Genomic DNA, 19826 nt, shown 5'->3' with positions numbered 1-19826 from the left:
GAAAATCCTCTGACTTCGCCAGCCCAAAAGAAAACCGGACGTCACGTGTCACGGACGCCCGGGGGAACAAGTCTAGTATTGTACAGGAGAGACTGCGAATCCGAAGCACGTGCTTCGTTTTTGCTTTGGAGAACCCAGGCTTTTTGAAAATAGACAGAGATTGAAGGCTCTGGCTGTCAGTTTCGTCGCTGAATTCGGCCCACTCGATCAATGACTCTGCTGACAGACTCCCGATTCGGATGAATGCCGAATTCCAGAGTCATCCGATGGCTGCCCCCCGGTGGCAGTACCGGGACCCGACCGGCCTCACGTTCCACCGGCTTGGGATGAGGAAAATTGGTTCCCGGTTCAATGCCCGTCACATAGCCGTCGGCGATGGCTCCGGTGTTCTTCCAGACTGTCAGATAAGGCAGTTCAGACACGGACCAGGTGATCGAGGCAGCACGGTCTGCGGCACTGTTGTGCAACACGGCTGTGGTCCGTCCATCCGCATCGGATTTGGGCGTGATCAGATACACCTGTTCGATGAACCCTGCGACCGGTTCCGCATAGCTGTTCCAGTCTGTCAATCCTTCTGCGGCCCGATCGTTGATCGGTTCGACCGATTCACTGGCAACCACAACTTTCGCCCCCCGTTCCAGAAGCGGAGACCCGTAGTTCGCGTGATACAGAATCTCGAATTCCTGATCCTGAGCGCCTGCATTGTGAACCACGTCCACCAGCTGAAAACTGGCTGCTCCGGGAACCACGACCAATTCCGAATGCAATTCCAGTTTTGGTCCAAACAGCAGAGTTTCGTCGACCTGTCCTTCAATGTGAATGGCGAACGGTGACTGGCGGTCAACACGGACGACAACATCGCGCGCCGGGATGTTGGCAATTCGCCCGTGCAACGTCAGATCCATGGTGGCTTCATCGCCCACATTATTGATGAAGCGATCGGTCGTCGGACCTCCATTACTTTCGAGACCGCAACGGCACATGAATTCATTGAAACCGAAAAGCCAGCCCAGACCTCCACGGCTTTCCAGATTCACGAATTGTGGGTGTACGATTTCCTTGACGGGGCTGTCCCATCGCAATTCGACATCGTCCATGGTGACACTCATAATGCCCATGCCGCGAGTCGGACAGATTTTGATTTGCATCGCGCCGTTATCGACGGTGACGATTTCCACGCCTTCCTGTCGTCCTCCTCGCAGCGTTCTCTTGCGAATACTCCAGTCATGTTCACAATCAGGAGTCACCGTTTGACGATTGATTTCCCAAGATGTTTCCGTGGTGCCCGAATTGGTGCTGGTCAGTACGTGACGAAACGGTTCCTGTGCCAGAGTCGTTTCGCGACAGGTAACACAAACCACAAACAGTAAAACACAGCGATTCAGAGACATAAATAACAACTCCGGCAGGGCACAGGACGAAGTAAATGCTGGGGACGATCGTAGCGATCCGAGAACACGGGTTCGAGTCATATTCACCGGAAGTGTTCGAGGATGATGGTTGCGGGGTGTTTGTGATCTGACTGAACTTGGATGTACTGTGCCGGAATTTTTCTGATGTGTAACCGAATACTGTGATTTGTTGTGTTGGGCCGTGGTCCGGCGAAATATTTTTCCGAGCTGTATTGATTTTGTAGGACTATGAAGATCCAGCTTCCACAACGGCCGTCCGACGGCCACAAGGGAACTTTCGGTCGAGTCACGGTTGTTGGTGGTTCTCCCGGAATGAGCGGGGCAGCATGTCTGGCCGGTGCAGCGGCACTGCGTTCGGGGGCCGGACTGGTTACCGTTGCCGTGCCGCAGTCAATTCAGTCGATTGTGGCCGCCTTCGAGCCATCGTATATGACCGTCGCTTTGTCCTGTGACGGTGACGGTCAGTTGTCAGCGGACGTCGCAGGTGACGTGCCGGGTTTGATTGACGGCCAGGACGTTATTGCTGCGGGACCGGGCCTGGGACAGGAACCTGCGTCAGAAGAACTCGTTCGGGCTTTGATTGGTCAGGTGAGCATTCCGCTGATTCTGGATGCCGATGCTTTGAATTGTGTGGCTGCAAAACAACTTTCGCTCTCACGAGATGCACCCACGATTGTGACTCCTCACCCAGGTGAATTTTTGCGACTCACCGGGTATTCCACGGAAGTTATCGGTTCCGGTCGTCAGACGCTGGCCAAGGATTTTGCAGCACAGACTGGTGCCGTTGTCGTTCTCAAAGGAAAAGGAACTGTTGTTTCCGATGGAACTCATACGTATGTGAATTCCACCGGTAATTCCGGGATGGCGACCGGTGGTTCGGGTGACGTATTGACCGGCATCATTGCCGCTCTCTGCGGGCAGGGTCTGCCTGCCTATGATGCGGCTGTCGCGGGAGTATATGCGCATGGTTTGGCTGGAGACTTGTATGCAGCCGAATTGTCACCACGCAGTTTGATCGCTTCCGATCTGATCAAATGGCTCCCGCGTGCATGGGCTCGAATCGACGAATAGACCGAACCGGTCCGGTTCGGTCTATCACATATCAGCCGGAAGTTCATTGCTTAACGGTGATAATGCTGTCCGGAATCCTCACGGCCGGCAGGACCGTGAGTCGTTTGAACCTTGTAATGTGTGCACTTCCCCGGGAAACTGTTGTTGTGTCCGGATTCTTCACGGTCCCCTGTTCCCGGATACCAACGGGTGTCCTGACAGATCAAGCCATGGGCATTGGCGGAGCAGGTTGATGTGTGGTCGAAATGGCATTTACGGCAATGAGTCAGACCTCGTTTGTCTCACATGATGAATAATACGACGTATGTTGTCTGGTGTTGCCGGTTGATACGGGACAGAGTGAAAATGCTGCGACCTGGCGTGATGCTGCTCCTGATGCTGCACGGCGGTGTCACATCTGTGGCTAGTGAGGACCCAGTTGTAAGCAGGGATCCTGCCGTAACAGCGGAGCAGTTTGCATTCTTTGAAACCAATATCCGGCCGGTATTGGTTGAGCACTGTTTTGACTGTCACAGTGGAGACGATGCAGAAAGCCGTTTTGACGTTTCCAGTCGAGCCGGAATATTGCAGGGGGGAGAATTTGGACCGGCAATCCGTCCCGGTCAGCCGGCGGAAAGTCTGCTGATCAGTGCGATCCGGCATGACGAATTTCTCAAGATGCCTCCAAAGCAAAAACTGTCCACGCAGGACGTGGTCAACTTCACCCGCTGGGTTGAAATGGGAGCGCCGTGGCCGAATACAAAAGTGGCCACGACCACGCCTGAGTCGGACAGTTCCTCCACAGGAGGTATGCAGTTTACCGAAAAACAACTCAGCCACTGGGCGTTTCAGCCGGTAGCGGATCCTCAACCGCCGGCAGTCGGTTCCGACTGGCCCGTATCACCTGTCGATCACTTTATTTTTAAACGGCTTTTGGACGCAGGGCTGTTGCCAGCCGCTCCGGCGGACAAACGCACACTGATTCGTCGCGCTACTTACGACCTCACTGGTCTTCCGCCGACTCCGGCAGAAACAGAAGCCTTTCTGGTCGATCATTCAGAGGACGCTTTTGCGAAGGTGATTGATCGACTGCTGGGTTCACCGCGGTACGGTGAACACTGGGGGCGTCACTGGCTGGATATCGCCCGTTACGCTGACACCAACGGCCTGGATGAAAATCTGTCTTATGCCAATGCTTTTCGATATCGCGACTATGTGATTTCAGCGTTCAACTCTGATAAGCGGTATCCGCGATTTGTTCAGGAGCAGATTGCGGGTGACCTGTTACCGCAACTTCAGGACGATCAGGAAAATATGAATCGCCTGATTGCCAACGGGTTCCTGGCCATCGGTCCGAAGATGCTTGCCGAAGATGACCCCATGAAGATGCAGATGGATATCATTGATGAACAGGTCAGCACCCTTGGGCAAACGTTTATGGGGCTGACGTTGGGTTGTGCTCGATGTCACGATCATAAATTCGATCCACTGCCCACAGAAGATTACTACTCACTGGCTGGAATCTTCAAGAGCAGCAAGACGATGGAGAACCATGAGGTTGTCGCTGTCTGGTACGAACGGCAACTGGAGTCTCAGCGAGTCCGGGAGGAGAGGGCGGAAATCGATCGGAAGCGTGCGGAAGTGCAGACAAAGATTGATCGGTTCACAGTGGTACAACGAGCGGAAATCGCTCAGCAGATTCGACGTCAGTTTGGGGACTATCTGCTGGCGGCCGGTAATCTGCAGCTTGCTCATCAGCAGAAGATTCCACGCCGACCGGCTTTGATGAAGCAGGATCAGCCTTTCGAGGTCAGGCAGGATGTGACGGTCCTGGAAGGGGAAGCTTTTCATCGTGGTGATCTCAAAAGTCAGACATCCGGGTACGGTGAAGGAATCGGTGTGATTCTGAGTGACAAAGCCGGATTCGCCGAATTTGATCTGAAGGTGAGTCAACCGGGTCTGTACCAGCTGGAATTACGCTTCGCGGCAGCAGAAAACCGTCCTTTGAAATTGTCAGTTAATGGAAGTCCGGTCGATGACGCAGTGGCCGGGCAGGTTACCGGAAGCTGGTACCCCGATGGACAACGCTGGTTTCCCGGTGGTCAGCTGGAGCTGAAGCAGGGAAAGAACACGATTCGGTTTTACTCTGACGGTCCTTACCCGCATATCGATCGTTTGTTACTGGTGCGGTGCGGGCCAGACGGTCGACCAGCCAGCGCAGGATCACCCTGTTTGTCACAGATCGCTGCGGACTACGGTGTCAATCTGCATCTGGTGGAACTCTGGCGCGACTTTCTGGACCAGGTTCGCAACGGAAATCAGACTCAGTTTCCATCCTTTGGTACCTGGCTCAAGCTGTCTCAGCTGGCCTCGTCGGGCTTTGCCGAACAGGCGGCCGAATTGCTGGTGGAGCAGGGCGATGATCGAGCTGAACCCGTTCGTCAGGCACTGATTGCCTCGAAGCCAATGTCGTTACGAGACGTCGCTGCGGTGTATCAAAATCTTTTGACCGGTTCCCGGGAAACTTTGCCGGAGGCGTGGTTTGCTGATCCGTCACCGCTGGCAGGCCCCACTCAATTGAGTCTTTCCGTTCTCGTCGGTGAAGCGAGGCAGCAACTCAAAGAACTCTACGACCAACGCACACATCATGCCGCTGCTCAGCCCGACGTTGATGTTGCAATGGGGGTCACGGAAGACACGCCGGAAGACCTGCGAATTCATCTGCGAGGCAGTCATATTGTGCTGGGTGATGTTGCACCTCGGCGGTTTCTGCGGATCATCGGAGGACTGGGGGCACCCGAGATTGACCCGCAGCAAAGTGGCCGGCTGCAACTGGCACGCTGGATGACCCAGCCTGATCATCCTCTGGTTGGCCGAGTCATTGTTAACCGTGTCTGGCACTGGCGATTTGGTCGTGGACTGACGCCGTCAGTTGATAATTTTGGCCTGCTTGGTCAACCGCCGACACATCCAAAACTGTTGGACTGGTTGACGAGACGATTCGTTGATGGTGGCGGTTCGCTGAAGCAGCTGCACCGCATGATGATGCTCAGCAGTACGTATCGAATGAGTACGCAGTTTGATCCGGTGTCAGGTGCAGCGGACCCCGACAACAATATGTTGTGGCGATTTCGACGGCGTCGGTTGACGGGTGAAGAACTTCGGGATTCGATGATAACGCTTGGAACCGGACTTGATCTGAAGACGGGCGGGTCGCTGCTGAAGGTGCAGAATCGCAAATACGTGACCGGCACGCGAGGAGATGGTATCACCAGCGAATTTGATAATCACCGTCGCTCAGTGTACGTACCCGTGGTTCGCAGTGCTGTTTATGATGTTCTGCAGGCATTTGATTTTCCTGATCCTGCCGTACCGGCAGGAAAAAGACAGACTTCGACTGTGGCTCCCCAGGCGCTGATGCTGATGAACAGCGTTTTGTCAGAAGAACAGACACTGGCAATGGCCCGACGTTTGATTGACATCACGGACGATCGACAGAAAGTTTTTGTGGCGGTTGGGCAGGTATTCAATCGTCCGCCCGGTGACGAAGAAATTTCGCTGGCCCTTGCGTTTATTAATGAGGTGTGTCTTTCGCTGGGGGATGCTGAAAAAGAAGCAAATTTGAAGGCCTGGCAGAGTTATTGTCGAGTATTATTGTCTTCCAATGAATTTGCATACGTGGAATAGACGCGGCAATGAACAATTTGTCCCACTGGAACAATCACACTGCTGTGACCCGCCGTGATTTGCTGCGACAGGCCAGTGCTGGTTTTGGATCGGTCGCCCTCGCCAGTCTGCTTTCGGACGAATCCCGTGCCGCCACTCGAAATGATTTAAGCGTTCAGGTGCCTCATTTTGTACCGAAGGCGAAACGAGTCATCTTTCTTTTCATGCACGGTGGTCCGTCGCAGGTCGACACGTTCGATTTCAAGCCCCGGTTGATTAAAGATGACAATAAACCGATTCCGTTCGCCAAACCTCGTGTTGTTTCTGCAAGGACGTACAACCTGCTGAAATCACCCTTTCGATTTCAGCAGTACGGCGACAGTGGGGCCTATGTCAGCGAACTCTTTCCCCACGTGGCAAAACATGTGGACGAGCTGACACTGATTCGCTCGATTCACGGATCGAATTCCAGACACGGTGCTGCTTTGCTGGAACTGCATACGGGCAGTGATACGTTCGTCCGCCCCAGTCTGGGCAGTTGGCTCAGTTATGGTTTGGGGACAGAGAATCAGGATCTGCCTGGATACGTCACGATCTGCCCTTCACTGACGCATGGCGGAGCCAACAACTGGACGTCCGCGTTCCTGCCGGCAACTTATGCGGGCACTCCTGTTGGTCACGCCAACATGGAATCACAGAATGCGAAAATTCCCTTCATTCAGGGGAGTACCTCAACTGACCGTCAGCGAATGGAACTGAATCTGCTGCAGCGGATGAACCGGATGCAGTTGCAGTCTATTGGTCCGGATTCAGATCTGGAGAGTCGGATTCAGTCATTTGAACTGGCCTTTCGACTGCAGCGCGAAGCGCCAATGGTTCAGGACATTTCAGATGAGACGGAACGCACTCTTGCGATGTACGGAGTCAATGAGGAACCGACCAGGGACTTTGGTCTGCAGTGTCTGATGGCTCGTCGTTTTGCCGAACGTGGTGTGAGATTTGTTCAGCTGTCACACAGTTACAAATGGGATCAGCACAGGGGCCTCAAAGAGGGACATACAGAAAATGCACTGGAAGTCGATCAGCCAATCTCTGCTCTGTTGACAGATCTGCGTGAACGCGGCTTACTGGAAGATACACTGGTCTGGTGGGGCGGTGAGTTTGGTCGTACTCCGGTATCGGAGGGTGGTATGAGGAATGGTCGTGATCATAATCCTCATGCCAATACGATGTGGTTTTGTGGCGGCGGCATGAAACCCGGCATTCAATACGGTGAGACCGATGAATATGGTTATTACGCAGTCAGGAATAAAGTCCATTTTCACGATCTGCACGCCACAATTCTGCACCAGCTGGGACTGGACCATGAACGACTTACGTACCGCTATGCAGGTCGGGACTTCAGGTTGACCGATGTGCATGGTGAAGTCGTCCACGACGTGCTGGCCTGAGCGTCTGCAATGCACACAAGGGCTGTGGGATTTTTGAACAGCCTTGTGCGTTGCTGATTGTCATTACCGGTTTGTCAGCGGACGTGTATGGGTAATGCGATACGTTCACGTCACTTCATGGTGATCTGTGATGCCCTGCTTCTGTAGGAACGCGGCCTTCTGCCGGCTACTGTTGAGTTAATCAAGTTTCCGGCGGACTTTGTCAGAGTTTGTTGACTTCGGTAGTCCTGCCCGCACGAAATCATGTGGCTGTCTACAGTGGTGTGCAGTGTGTACGAATTGAAGTGACAGAAGACCCGTCGTGATCGTTCCCTGATTCCTTTTTATGGAACGGTTGACTGGGTACAGATCAGTGGTGCAGCTTTGAACCGGCAGCAGGTGACGTATCCAAATCTCCAGTCTTGGTACCGGTTGGCTGACCCGGTAGAAATCGAATCTGATTGAATTGTTTCGAGGCGTTTTGGGGAGCGACCATGGAGCGTCGAACTATGTACGCAGGCAAATGGTTGTTGCCAGAGGTTGCCGGTGGTCTGAGTGCTGCCTGCATGTGATTGATGTGTGAATTCGTCGCCTCACAGGCGTAGAGGTGCGTTTGTCGATTTGTTGAAACAAGCGGCGCATGCGGCTAGTATTTTAAACTGCGATTTTCAAGAATCGGGTTCCAATTGAGTCTGCTGCGCCAGCTGCCGGAGTGTCGCCTGTACTCCCTGGTGGTGAATTCCTTCTGCGTTCGGGTCGAGTGGATTGACAAATGTCAAACATACCTGATCGTAAGGAACGTCTTGTTTCCGGTCGCATCCCAGTGATGCGGGAGACGAGGTATGATCACACCAGTTCGGTGGTGATTGCTGCTGCTCTGGTACTTATTGGCAGTGTGATTGTGCTGATTTCCATCTGGCTCAGCAATTTGTTGCCCAGCCAGCCGACGATGCAGACCGAAATGATGCCGGCGATCAGCGATACGGATGACGGCGTCGACACTGACTCCCTGGAAGTTGAGATTCCGGAAGACCTGTCTGACGATCCCTCCCTGTCGAATGACCAGCAGGAATCAAGGCTGGAAGAAGTGGTGGAGCGAATGATTAGCACCGCCGGTGCGGCGACTCAGCTGGAACTTCCCAATAACTTCAGTGATGAGAGTTCGGGCGGAAGCCTTGGCAGTGCCGTGGGCAGCACCGGAAGTCCACTGGGAGGGGCAGGAACAGCAACCGCGATTCCCCAGGAAAACCGATGGAATGTTGAATTCTCTGAAAGCGGCAGTCTCAGTGAGTATGCACAGCAGTTGGATTTCTTCGGCATAGAGCTGGGTGTGGTAATTCCGGACCTTCGGATCATCTACGTCAGCAATTTCAGTAGCACCAAAGACAAACGAGAGACGCGTATTACCTCAGGAGAACAGCGTTTGTTCATGAGCTGGCAGGGTGGCGACCGTGTGCAGGCTGATTTAGAGTTGTTAGAAGAGGCTGGTGTTACCGATGCTGCCAGCGGGCAGATTTTACATTTTTATCCTTCTGAGACCGAAGCGATGTTGCTTCAGCTTGAAATGAACCACGCCGGTCAGCCGGCAGAAAAAATTCGACGCACCCGATTTCGGGTGGTCGGAGAATCAGGCGCATACCAGTTCATTGTCACAGACCAGAAGTATCGATAAAACCAGACTTGACAAAATCGCGATGCAGGACGCTGTCAACGATTGCTCAGGACATACATTCACATGCAATTTCAGGTCCAGCCGGCACTGCTGGCTCAGATTGATATTTCGCCCATTCTTCTCTGGCTGGGCTACGCAATTTACGGCGCGCTGGCGATTTCCTTTATTTACGGTGTCTATTGTATTATCGTGCTGATGCGCCGAGTGGCTCAGAAATCTTTTCCCGGACGTGAGTCCGCTGAACAGTTTCTGGAAGATATTGGCGGTCACCTGGAGTCAAATCATTTTGACGCGGCTACGGAAATCTGCGACTCTCCTGAACTTTGGTCGCGTGCGGTTCCCCAGCTGGTCATGGTGGCGATTGAAAATCGAAATAAACCGGTAAGAAAGATTCGACAGCTGCTGAGCGAGTTCTATGAGCGAGAAATTGTGTCAGAGTTTGACCGAAGACTCGCTTGGCTCAATACGATTGTTAAGTCTGCCCCGATGCTGGGTCTGCTGGGCACAGTCGTTGGTATGATCGGGGCCTTTCGTGAGATCGCGGGTTCGGCAAAACCCGAGCCGTCGGATCTGGCAGACGACATCAGCTTTGCACTGTTAACGACGGCCTGTGGTCTTGCCATTGCCATTCCGATTGTGGTGATGACGAATCTTGCCAATGTCAGGATTGCCAGACTGCAGGATTCGGTCGATGAAATCATGGGGATCGTGGTTGACGATCTGGAAGCATCACAGGTTCGCGCCGGTCTGAGTTCCGGACCGAAATCCCGGTCGTGACTTGTGTCGTCCGTATTGAACATTGACAGTTTCAGGTGGAGGATTGGAGATTAAGGATGCCGCGACGGTCTCCGGAATTCAGGATTGGCGGAAGAAAAAAGCGGACAGCAGACAGTGACCTCGACATCACTCCGATGATTGACGTCACCTTTTTGCTGCTGATTTTTTTTATGGTGACATCCACGATGCAGGCGACTCCGGACAAGGATATTCCACCTGCTGTGACCGGACAGAATGCCAACGCCAACGGGTACCTGAACGTTGAGATTTTGTCTCCGGATGTAATCTCAGATGACAGCCGGCTGTTGTTCGACGGGAGACGAGTGAGTCTGGACGAGCTGGCAGATGAACTGGAAGACCTGGCTGTTGGTGGCAAACTGGACATTATGATTTATGCCGGACGTGATGCACGCAATGGGTTTGTCGGCGAAGTGGAATCCGTTATTAACTCGATAGAAGGCGAGGTGGATTACGATCACGCGGTGCGTGATCTGTAACAAATCAGTTACCAAAGTTTTTTGTAAGGACCGTGCCGGATAGCCGTGGTTTCGTCCGAATGTTGTGCGGAAGTCTGAAAATTTGAAAGAGCTCGGGCAGAAAAATCAGGCTGCATCGGAACGTTCCGGGTAGTTTTTTTTCTGCGTGAAACGGTGTGTCTCTCATTTTCGGCTGTTTGCAATGCTGACTGAAAGTCTGATGTTCCAATGAAAGATCTGGTCGGAAAAACATTTGGTGAATACCGACTGGTGAAGCATATCGGCAGTGGCGGGATGGCTGACGTTTATCTGGCGGAGCAAACGACGCTGGAACGGTCTGTGGCGGTGAAGGTTCTCAAGCCGGCCCTGATGAACTCATCAGGCGAACGCGTTGTTTCACGGTTTCGCCAGGAAGCAATGACCGCTGCTGCGCTCAGTCACGCGAATATTGTGCAGGTTTATACGATTGGGCATGAGGGGGATTATCACTTTATTGCCCAGGAATATGTTCGGGGTAAGGACCTTGCTTCGATTCTAAAGATCCACGGCATACCTGAACTGCATGTTGCACTGCATGTCATCAGGCAAATGGCAGCGGCCCTTGCTGCTGCGGGGAATGCAGGCATTGTTCATCGGGATATCAAGCCGGACAATGTCCTCGTAGATAAAAACGGCGTTGTGAAGGTCGCGGATTTTGGCCTGGCTCAACTTCAGGAAAAGTCAGAACCGGGCGGACTGACACTGGAGGGTACGACACTTGGGACGCCGCTGTACATGAGCCCTGAGCAGGTCCGTGGAGAAGATCTTGACCAGCGGTCAGATATTTACTCCTTTGGGATCACCTGTTACCAGATGTTGTGTAATCGGACTCCGTTTACGGGTAACACGGCAACCGGAATTGCGGTTCAGCATATTACGACGATGGCTCCGCCTCTTTCCGAAGAAAATCCTGATCTGCCCGACGTTATCTGTCGGATGGTACACTGCATGATCGCGAAAAGACGATCGCAGCGTTATCAGACAGCCGGGGCAATCCTGAACGACGTCAAAATTCTGCAAACCGCTGTCAGGCAAAAGCGTTCACTGGACCTGGTGCGACTGCCGGAGTTGTCTCAGATCGAGAAGATAACGGGTAAGGCCGTTACTGAGTCGAGTGCGGTACCTGCAGAAAAGAAAAAAAACGCACCCGCCAGGGTTAGTAGCTCATTTGTCTCAACCGATGTGCAAAAGGCGAAGGATCGCAGGTTATCCGGGCGTCGCGCACCTGACATGGTGCTTGGTAATCGTCAGTGGGTCAGTCTTCCTTCGTGGGAAGAGCTCGACGACGATGAGATTGGTCTGGGCCGGCGTCGTCCTGAATTTGAAGAAACAGACCTGACACCAATGGTCGATGTGACGTTTTTGCTGTTAATTTTTTTCATGATTACTGCTGCATTTGATCTGCAAAAGAAGTTCGATGTTGCTCCGGCACGTCTTGAGGAAGCTGTGGAAGTGACGCTTGATGATACCGACGATCCTTCCTTGCTGATTGAGATCGGACACGACAACGTTGTGTATATCGGTGACGAAAAGGCTCAGACGTACGAGGATATTCTGGGCAGGCTGGAGACAGCACACAGGGAGGATGCAGATCTGGATTTGCAATTGCGAATTGATCCTGATTCTCGCCACGAGATGCGAATTCGGGTCAACGATGCAGGAACCCAGGCGGGTTTCAGCCGGATTCGTACTGTCTTCGGAACGGTGGAATAATGCCGGACACTTTTTTTGCTGCGGTTGAGTGTTCTGAATTTCAGGGTGACACAATTGCATAATTGCCTACGAATTCCCATTCGGATGAACTGGAACGACAATCGTGTCGAAGCGTAAGTCGAAAGACGATTCTGTTGAGTACATGGACGATGCGGCTGATTCTGCACAGGCAGCTTCGGAAGCCGTCGAACATCGCCGTGATGAAATTCGTTCGCGGGCTCAACGCCAGTTGCGACGAGGTCGTTTGTCTCAGCTGAATGATCAGATCGCCGGTGGCCCGACCCGTCCCGGCGAACAGAAATTGTCACGTTCACCGTTTGTTCTTGGGATGTGCTTCGTCATTTTCGGCCTGGGGATCGTTGCTGCCGTATTTTATTTTCTGTTAATGACGGAAAGTGAATCTCGTCGACTGCAGCAGGCACAGCAGGCACTGCAGAATTCCAGTTATAACGAAGCAGAAGATCTGTTTCGGCAATTCCTTGAAATTCATCCGGGCAGCACTTCGAAAGAGTCGGCTCTGATTGGCCTGCATTCTGCCCGTGTTCGGAAATACAGCGAGGGTAATTCGTTCAGTATTGATTCGGTGATTCAGGCCCGGATGTGTCTGGATGAATTTTTTCATGTATGCCGTGACTTCAGCGGCTTCGCTGAACAAAAGGACGATTTGATTCGATTCTCGAAGAAGATCACCAGTGCAGCCGCACAGGTGGCAAAGGAGAAGGCCAGCCAGGAGGCACTGGATGCCAGTGAAGCAACTCTTGTGATGCTGGACCGGCTGACGCAGAAAGGTGGTGGCGTCAGTCCTCAGAAGCGTGAGGAGCTGGAAAGTCTTCAGCGCAGCGCAGCAGCCGCCATTCTTAAAACTGACCGTCTCAGTAATTCACTTGCGTCAATTCGTCACAAGCTGGAGACCGAAGACACGTTCGGTGCATTGGGCGTGTACACCGAGGTAGTTGATCGTTTCGATGTGATCAGGAACGATCAGGAGTTTAATGATGTGTTGTCAGAGATTGAGGCTGCGGAAGTTGAGAGAGTGGTTGCTGAAGATCTTGGTGCAGAGGCGTATCCACTGGATGCGGATATCGATCAACGGCCTTCGCTGTCACTCAATCTGCAGACTCAGGCTCAGTCCGGTCTGGTCTCCGACGGGAAACTCGTTTTTGGTTCAGGAGGCGACGTGGTTTTTGCTCTGGACTCAAAAACCGGCAGACCGGTGTGGAAACGTAACATCGGAGGACCGGCTCCGTTTGCTCCGGCCAAGGTCGATGCTTCGTCACCTGCGCTGCTGCTGTTCCACAGCGAACGCAACGAACTGATGCTGGTGCGACAGACAGACAGTACATTGATCTGGAGACAGTCGATTGAATCACCGGCGTCCGGTCCGCCTTTAATATTCAACCAGCAGATCTATATTACTACGGAAGCGGGAGACTTGTGGCAGGTTGCTGTCGCGACGGGGCAGGCTGTCAGACGAGTCCGGTTCAGTCAGCCGGTGCAGGGACCGCCAACTGTCAGCCGGGATAAGGCATCACTTGTGATCCCCGGGCGGACCGCATTTGTTTACACATTGTCGCTGCAGCCGCTGGAATGTCGCGCGGCTACCTGGCTGGAGTATGGTGAAGGAAGTGTGGGCGCGCCGTTATTGACGATGGGGGAACTGTTTCTGTTGTGCGAAAATGATTCTGTCGACAATTCTCGTATACGGGCTTTGACGTTGTCTGAAAATGGAAAACTGGTCGAACGTCAAAGTCGCAGTGTTGTCGGCCAGATTTGGGATCCGTGTCTACTGCGGGGAGATCAGCTTTATGTTCCATCGACACCTCAGCGTTTAACAGCCTTTCGAGTGTCCGATCGACCCGATACCGATGCACTTTCGGATATCGGGACCAACCAGCTGGAAAACGCAGTCTTTGCTTCCACGTTTCTTGCGGCCGGACCAGGCGGCAACCTGTGGATGGCGAGTACGGCTTTGCGCCGTTTTAGTATTACGTCACAGGCCGTCCTGCTGGATGAAGCGGTGGTTGCCGGGGGCCAGCATCTGTATCCGATGCAGATTGATGATGAGAGTCTGCTGGTGACAACGACAAAACCATTTTCCGCGTCCGTGTTTTTTACGCGGGTGAATCGCAATACGATGACGGGGGACTGGCGGACAGTGCTGAGTACCAATCTGGTGGCAGTTGGTCAGTCGACGTCCGGACGGTCGCTGATTGCTCTGAGTGATTTTGGTAACGTCTTTCGGATTCCCGTCAGCGAAATTGATGAATCAGGTTTTCACACCACATCGCTCAGCCCGTTTCGTCTTCCCGAGGGACTCAGTGATCCGGTGGGCGGTACGGAGCTTCCGGACGGTCGACTTGCTGCCTGGTGTTATGGCAGTGAACGGGCCCTGTGGACATTTACTCCGACAGGTCAGCTGGAGAGAAACTGGGACCGGGAACTTCCCGGATCCCTGGAATGTGATCCTGTGCCGCTGGCCGACGGCCTGGTGGTGGCTTCACCAGGCCGACTGACACTAACGGCCACCCGGCAAAAGTCCGAAGACTATCAGGTGTCACGGGATTTGAATGCGGAAGCCTCGTGGAAGTCCATGACGTCCATCAGTGAGACGCAGCTGATCGCGATTAACTCGGATAACAGGATGGTGCAGATTGAATACCGTGAGAGTCCAGAACCTCATCTTGCGGAAGTTGCCTCCACTTCCTTTGACGGTGAGACAGATCTGCCTCCGGTTGCAGCCGGCGAGTATCTGTGCGCCGCAACGACTGACGGACAACTGCTGTTGATCAATTCATCGACGCTGCAGAAAGTTCAGGAGCGTGACCTTGGTGCGGCGGTCAGTCATCCGCTGCGGATTGCAGCAGATCGTCTGTTTGTCGAGATCGGTGATGATGAAGTGGAGGTTTTTGAACTGAATGCTGAATTGAATTCTGTCGGAAAATTTTCGAAAAATGCGTCTCAATTTGTTGATGCACCGTTGCCACTGCCGAGTGGCGGATTCCTTGCGGCATTTTCTGACGGGACGGTGATGAATCTGGATGCTGCGGGTTTGCCGGTCGGAGAGTCGACCCAACTGGATATGCGGCTTCAGCGAGGTCCCGTTGCCGTTGGCTCTTCTTTCATTGTGGTGGGAGCTGACGGAAGTCTGTATTCCCTGAACGACGTGGTCAGTCATTGATTCAGGGGACATCGGTATGTCCGAGACACCGAAGGTCGGAAGCGTCCTGCCCAATCAGAACTGTGAATTAACATAAAAATAATGTACGTCGGAATTCAAAAGTATCTTTATCCAGCCTCCCGGCGGCAGGCCTTCGGCAGCACAGCTTTGCTGAGGGCACTGTTTGGTTTTACCGGGATTTTGTGTGGCGTATTGGCGTTTCTGAATACCGCACCGTTATGGGCTCAGGAAGACAATCGTCTTGACCGGGACGGACTGCCGACACTGGAGAGTATGAATCGACCGCCCTCGTTTGAAGAGCTGATGGAAAATGAACGGTTTGACTGGGTGGTGCTGAAACTAGAAAACTTTGTACTTGATTGTCGCCTGCTGGATGGACCTCGCCCCAATACATATCAGCGTCTGATCGAAGAAAGAGATGCTCTGGATGCACTGCCTCGTCGAACCGCCGGGGAAAATCTGCATTTTGAACAACTTGGACTGCTGACAGTCGACCTTCGTGACGGAACGGTTACCAACAGGCAGATCAAGCTGGATCAGGTGGCTGATATTATCGGGAGTGAGCAGCTGATGCTGGAACGCATTGATTTGCTGCTTGAGGAAGGAGATACGGACAAAGCCTACGATATGCTGCAGCGGCTCGATGCGTATGTACCTGACTGGAAAGAAACCTCGCCTCGGTTTAATCGACTACTGTTTCTGGAGTCACAGTCGCATATTAAAGAAGGCCGCCCGGTTGCCGCACTGGCATTGTTAGAGCAGATATACGACAGAGATCCGACTTATCCTCAATTGTCTGAATTGACGGGGATACTGCTGGCTCCGATGATCAGCCAGGCGGTCAGCGACTCTGATTTCAGGCGTGCAAGGTGGCTGCTGCGGCGGTTAACGTTGCGGTTCAGCGATCACGAAGTTGCGGGAATGTGGCGTCAAAAATTGCTTGAACTTGCAGTGGCAAAACTCATGGAGGCATCGGAGTACGCAAACAAGTCAGATCATGAAACGGCAAGCCGACTGGCCCGAGACTCCGACATAATCTGGCCATTGACGGGTGCTGATCGCAGAACCGGTGAAGAACTCCTGTCCCGATACCAGGTGGTGCGCGTCGGTGTTGAATCAGTTGCTGACTCAGCGTTTCCGATTGTGTCACCATCTCAGCGGCGCCATCGCGAGCTGGTTTCTGTTCCGGTATTTGAGGCGGATGTTGCCGGTGAAATGACGCATTTTCGTTCAACGATCGTCGAAGAATGGGACCCTCAGGATCTGGGCCGTGTTGTGACCTTCTCTCTGCGGAGCCGTCGACCGTACTGGCAGTCACAGGTTCCGGTTTCCGCGGGACAGATTGCAGCTGCCCTGGAGGGCAGGCTCGATCCGAACAGTGACCAGTTTGATCCGCGTCTGGCCTCCTTTGTTTCCGGATACATCGTTCGATCACCCACCAAAATAGAAGTTCAGTTTTCACGCGTGCCGCTGAATCTCGCTGCGCTGTTTCGGTTTCCGATCCATCGTGTGTCTACGGACCGGACCGGCAGTGAATTGGAATTACCCGGAAAACTGGCCGGTCGTTTTCGGCTGAAAACTCAGAGTAAATCCGGACGGTCTTATTTGAGAACCATTCCGGAACCTGATGATCTTCAATCTGACCAGTACCACGTTGCAGAAATTGTCGAACGGGTTTTCGAGACTCGCCACCAGCAGATTCAGGCTTTTCGTCGGGGTGAAATTGATGTTCTTTCAGATCTTCAGCCGTGGGAAGTGAACCCGGTGCGGGAGTCGGGTCTGGGGTTTGTGCAGAAACTGGCAGTGCCGGCAAATCATGTCATCGTGTTCAATCCGAAATCCCAAAAGATTGTCAATGCCCAGCTGAGACGTGCGCTGTCCTTTGCGGTGCCCAGAGACGTCATTCTGAAAAATATTATTCTGAGGGATGAATCCATGGAGCATGGTCGTCTCAGCAGCGCCACGTGGGCGCGTGACAGTTATGCCAGTAATCCTTTGATGGATCCTCCGCTGTTCAATCTCCGACTCGCGTTTACACTGAAGTTTGCAGCAGAGGAACAGCTGCGTATTCCGGTCAGACAGAATATGGTTGCCCAGGCCCGGGAAGCGTTCAATGCCACTCGAACCGAGGATCAGGTGTGGAGTGAAGTTGCATGGCGGGTCGATCATGCTGACGAACTTCAGGATGCAGTCCGGGATATTAAACTTCCTGAGTTGACCATGCTCTGCGAATCAGATCCGGTAATGCGAACTGCGGCCGAAAAGATGATTGAGCTGTGGACGCACATTGGCCTTGATGTTCGGCTGATGGTGGCCGATGAGTTCGCTGACAGTTATGCCGACTGGGACATGCTGTATCGTCGTGTCAGTATGGAAGAGCCGTTGTTTGATCTGTGGTCTGTGTTGTTGACGGACAACACACTGGATGTCAATCTGTTGAGGCGGTATCCGGACTGGCTCAGACGTGACCTGACGCGTCTGGACTATGCGGGAAGTTTTCGCGCGGCTCAGAAAAGTTTATTCCGGCTGCAGCGAAATATTGCAGCCCAGGCGTTTTTGATTCCTTTGTGGGAGGTTGATCAGTTCGTCGCATTTCGCAGCAGCGTGACCGGTTACAGGAACCGTCCGATTTCTGTATACGACAACGTTCAACGCTGGGTGGTGAAACCTTGAGACACATCGGATGTTATGACCGTCGGCTTGGGTGGTCGTTCTTGATCTTTCTAAGTCTGGTTGCCGCTGACTGGCTGCCGCTAAGCAGTACTGCCGGTGCGGCCCGGATACCGGAAGCTGAATTGTCAGTACAGGAAGCCGATGGATCCCGGGATTTGGCAGACGACGAATCGACGTCCGAGGTTCCTTTCCGTCTGTGTTCGTATCGTGTTCGGATATCGGTTTCAATGACAGGGGCCGTCGGAGGACGCTCTTTCCGCCCCCGTCGGTTGCTGGATGATATCCGCCAGGCCGTCAGTCGCATGTACGGCCGAATGTGGCAGCTTGATGTGTATGCCGCCGACTGGTTGAGACCAGGTACTCCGATTCAGATTGCCGAACTGGATGTCGCAGATTTGATTGACGCTGAGCGACTGCTTCAACCGTCCGGTGAACGTGAGGTGGAAGATGGTGAGCTCGCCCTGAACCGGTATCCGGAATCAGAGTCCGACAAAGCAATGCTTCTGGGTGTGGCTGCCAGTACAGCCGGATTTGAAGTAATTTGCAGGGAATACGATACGCGGACCCATGATCTGTCTCCTGCGATTCGGCAATTCACACCGGACCGTAAATTCGTTGCCGCGATTGCAGCACGGCTGGTTCGTGACTCATTTCGGCCCTGTTTGAAGTATGTGCGCCGTTACCGTGATAACCAAAATCACGAATTTATGCAGTTGCAGTTGCAGGCTGCTGAGATTGTGCCTCCTGATCCGTCTGCTTTACAGATTCGTGCCGGTGATGTGTTACGCCCCTTTAAGCGGTTCATGAACCGTAAAGATTCCACTCAGTTGCGACGTTTAAGGCCACTGCCGCTGACCTATATCCGGGTCAAGTTTGTTGATCAGGAGGTAACCCGCGGACTGGTGACCGGAGTACTGCTGACTCACACGCCCGTTTCCCCCTTTGGAGTGCGTGGCAGGGGCCTGGAACAGATTGCGTTACGTCAACGCCCGGTAGTACCTTCGAGCACTGTGCGTCTGGTTGAAAGGTCCGTCGACAATAAACCACTGGTATGCCAGCGGTTGAGTGTGGTCTACAAGCTGAGAAGAGAGGATCAGGACGAACTGGCTCAGCTAAAACTGATCAGTGACCGCAATGGCGAAGTTCAAATCGCTGTTCATGAAGGATTTTCGACTGTGTGGCTGTACGTGTACAGCGGTCGTACGTTGCTGGCACTGATCCCTTATGCGCCGGGACTACAGACATCAGATACCATAGAACTGCCTGACGATTCGATCCGATTGAGTGTAGAAGGGGATCTGCAGCTGTTTCAGGATGAGCTTGTCGATTCGATTGCTCTCCGTGAAGTTCAGTTCAGTCTGGCCCGGCGTGCTGCAAAGGAACGGCGAAGCGAAGATCTTCAGAAATATTTAGACGAGTACGCAGCTCATAAGACGTTTGAGGAATTTGCCAAATCACTCAATCTGATTCGGGTCAGTGCTGAGAACCGCGCAAAACGTCAGCAGAACAGAACCGAGCAAAGGGCCATCCTGAAAATGTGTAACAGGATGCAGAATACGCTTGAGCATTACTTTAACGCCGAGAGACTTACTCGTCGTAAGAGTGAACTGAATGATCTGCGTGCCCGGATAAAGCTCCAGCCGAAAGCGAAATCGACCGGAGCACGGTAAAGTCAGAGGACGCTGTCACTGTTTCGTGTGAGATACGCTGTCCTGAGACAGATCGGCTGAACGGTCCGTG

Annotated in this window: 11 protein-coding genes; 10 read left to right on the top strand and 1 reads right to left on the bottom strand. The window is 53.1% G+C overall.

Annotated features, from left to right (window positions below):
• Positions 1-176 precede the first annotated feature (176 nt).
• Entirely contained in the window at positions 177-1391 is a 1215-nt protein-coding gene (locus tag MK110_04325; protein MCH2210503.1) for an aldose 1-epimerase family protein, read from the bottom strand.
• 249 nt (positions 1392-1640) lie between these two features.
• Between MK110_04325 and MK110_04320 the strand changes: the two genes are divergently transcribed.
• From MK110_04320 to MK110_04275, 10 genes are all read left to right on the top strand, one after another.
• Entirely contained in the window at positions 1641-2483 is an 843-nt protein-coding gene (locus tag MK110_04320) for an NAD(P)H-hydrate dehydratase (protein ID MCH2210502.1), read from the top strand.
• 345 nt (positions 2484-2828) lie between these two features.
• On the top strand, positions 2829-6149 hold the full coding sequence (locus MK110_04315; protein MCH2210501.1) for a DUF1549 domain-containing protein: 3321 nt from the start codon (positions 2829-2831) through the stop codon (positions 6147-6149).
• Positions 6150-6157: 8 nt separating this feature from the next.
• Positions 6158-7579 carry a DUF1501 domain-containing protein gene (locus MK110_04310; GenBank protein ID MCH2210500.1) on the top strand — a complete coding sequence of 474 codons (1422 nt, stop codon included), beginning with the start codon at positions 6158-6160 and terminating at the stop codon, positions 7577-7579.
• Between the two features lie 751 nt (positions 7580-8330).
• The gene (locus MK110_04305) at positions 8331-9230 is read left to right on the top strand and encodes a hypothetical protein (GenBank protein MCH2210499.1); all 900 of its coding nucleotides are present in this window, start codon (positions 8331-8333) and stop codon (positions 9228-9230) included.
• 63 nt (positions 9231-9293) lie between these two features.
• Positions 9294-10007 carry a MotA/TolQ/ExbB proton channel family protein gene (locus MK110_04300; protein ID MCH2210498.1) on the top strand — a complete coding sequence of 238 codons (714 nt, stop codon included), beginning with the start codon at positions 9294-9296 and terminating at the stop codon, positions 10005-10007.
• A gap of 56 nt (positions 10008-10063) precedes the next feature.
• Positions 10064-10504 (top strand): biopolymer transporter ExbD, encoded by a 441-nt coding sequence (locus tag MK110_04295; protein ID MCH2210497.1) that lies wholly within the window; start codon positions 10064-10066, stop codon positions 10502-10504.
• 207 nt (positions 10505-10711) lie between these two features.
• A complete protein-coding gene (locus MK110_04290; GenBank protein ID MCH2210496.1) occupies positions 10712-12235 on the top strand; it encodes a protein kinase in 1524 nt (507 codons plus the stop codon).
• A 103-nt stretch (positions 12236-12338) separates the two neighbouring features.
• A complete protein-coding gene (locus MK110_04285; protein ID MCH2210495.1) occupies positions 12339-15413 on the top strand; it encodes a PQQ-binding-like beta-propeller repeat protein in 3075 nt (1024 codons plus the stop codon).
• A gap of 81 nt (positions 15414-15494) precedes the next feature.
• Positions 15495-18086 carry an ABC transporter substrate-binding protein gene (locus MK110_04280; GenBank protein ID MCH2210494.1) on the top strand — a complete coding sequence of 864 codons (2592 nt, stop codon included), beginning with the start codon at positions 15495-15497 and terminating at the stop codon, positions 18084-18086.
• The gene (locus MK110_04275; GenBank protein ID MCH2210493.1) at positions 18083-19756 is read left to right on the top strand and encodes a hypothetical protein; all 1674 of its coding nucleotides are present in this window, start codon (positions 18083-18085) and stop codon (positions 19754-19756) included. The genes MK110_04280 and MK110_04275 overlap by 4 nt, the downstream gene beginning before the upstream one ends.
• Positions 19757-19826: the final 70 nt, after the last annotated feature.

This window comes from Fuerstiella sp. (genome assembly GCA_022447225.1).
GTDB lineage: Bacteria > Planctomycetota > Planctomycetia > Planctomycetales > Planctomycetaceae > S139-18.
The sequence above is the reverse complement of the archived record's forward strand: the minus strand, read 5'-3'. Positions and strand labels throughout refer to the sequence as shown.

What these genes read in the sequence shown, in the direction of transcription:
- MK110_04300 (MCH2210498.1), top strand. Translation starts at nt 9,294, where the DNA reads ATGCAATTTCAGGTCCAGCCGGCACTGCTGGCTCAGATTGATATTTCG.
- MK110_04295 (MCH2210497.1), top strand. Translation starts at nt 10,064, where the DNA reads ATGCCGCGACGGTCTCCGGAATTCAGGATTGGCGGAAGAAAAAAGCGG.
- MK110_04290 (MCH2210496.1), top strand. Translation starts at nt 10,712, where the DNA reads ATGAAAGATCTGGTCGGAAAAACATTTGGTGAATACCGACTGGTGAAG.
- MK110_04310 (MCH2210500.1), top strand. Translation starts at nt 6,158, where the DNA reads ATGAACAATTTGTCCCACTGGAACAATCACACTGCTGTGACCCGCCGT.
- MK110_04325 (MCH2210503.1), bottom strand. Translation starts at nt 1,391, where the DNA reads ATGTCTCTGAATCGCTGTGTTTTACTGTTTGTGGTTTGTGTTACCTGT.
- MK110_04280 (MCH2210494.1), top strand. Translation starts at nt 15,495, where the DNA reads ATGTACGTCGGAATTCAAAAGTATCTTTATCCAGCCTCCCGGCGGCAG.
- MK110_04315 (MCH2210501.1), top strand. Translation starts at nt 2,829, where the DNA reads ATGCTGCGACCTGGCGTGATGCTGCTCCTGATGCTGCACGGCGGTGTC.
- MK110_04320 (MCH2210502.1), top strand. Translation starts at nt 1,641, where the DNA reads ATGAAGATCCAGCTTCCACAACGGCCGTCCGACGGCCACAAGGGAACT.
- MK110_04305 (MCH2210499.1), top strand. Translation starts at nt 8,331, where the DNA reads ATGTCAAACATACCTGATCGTAAGGAACGTCTTGTTTCCGGTCGCATC.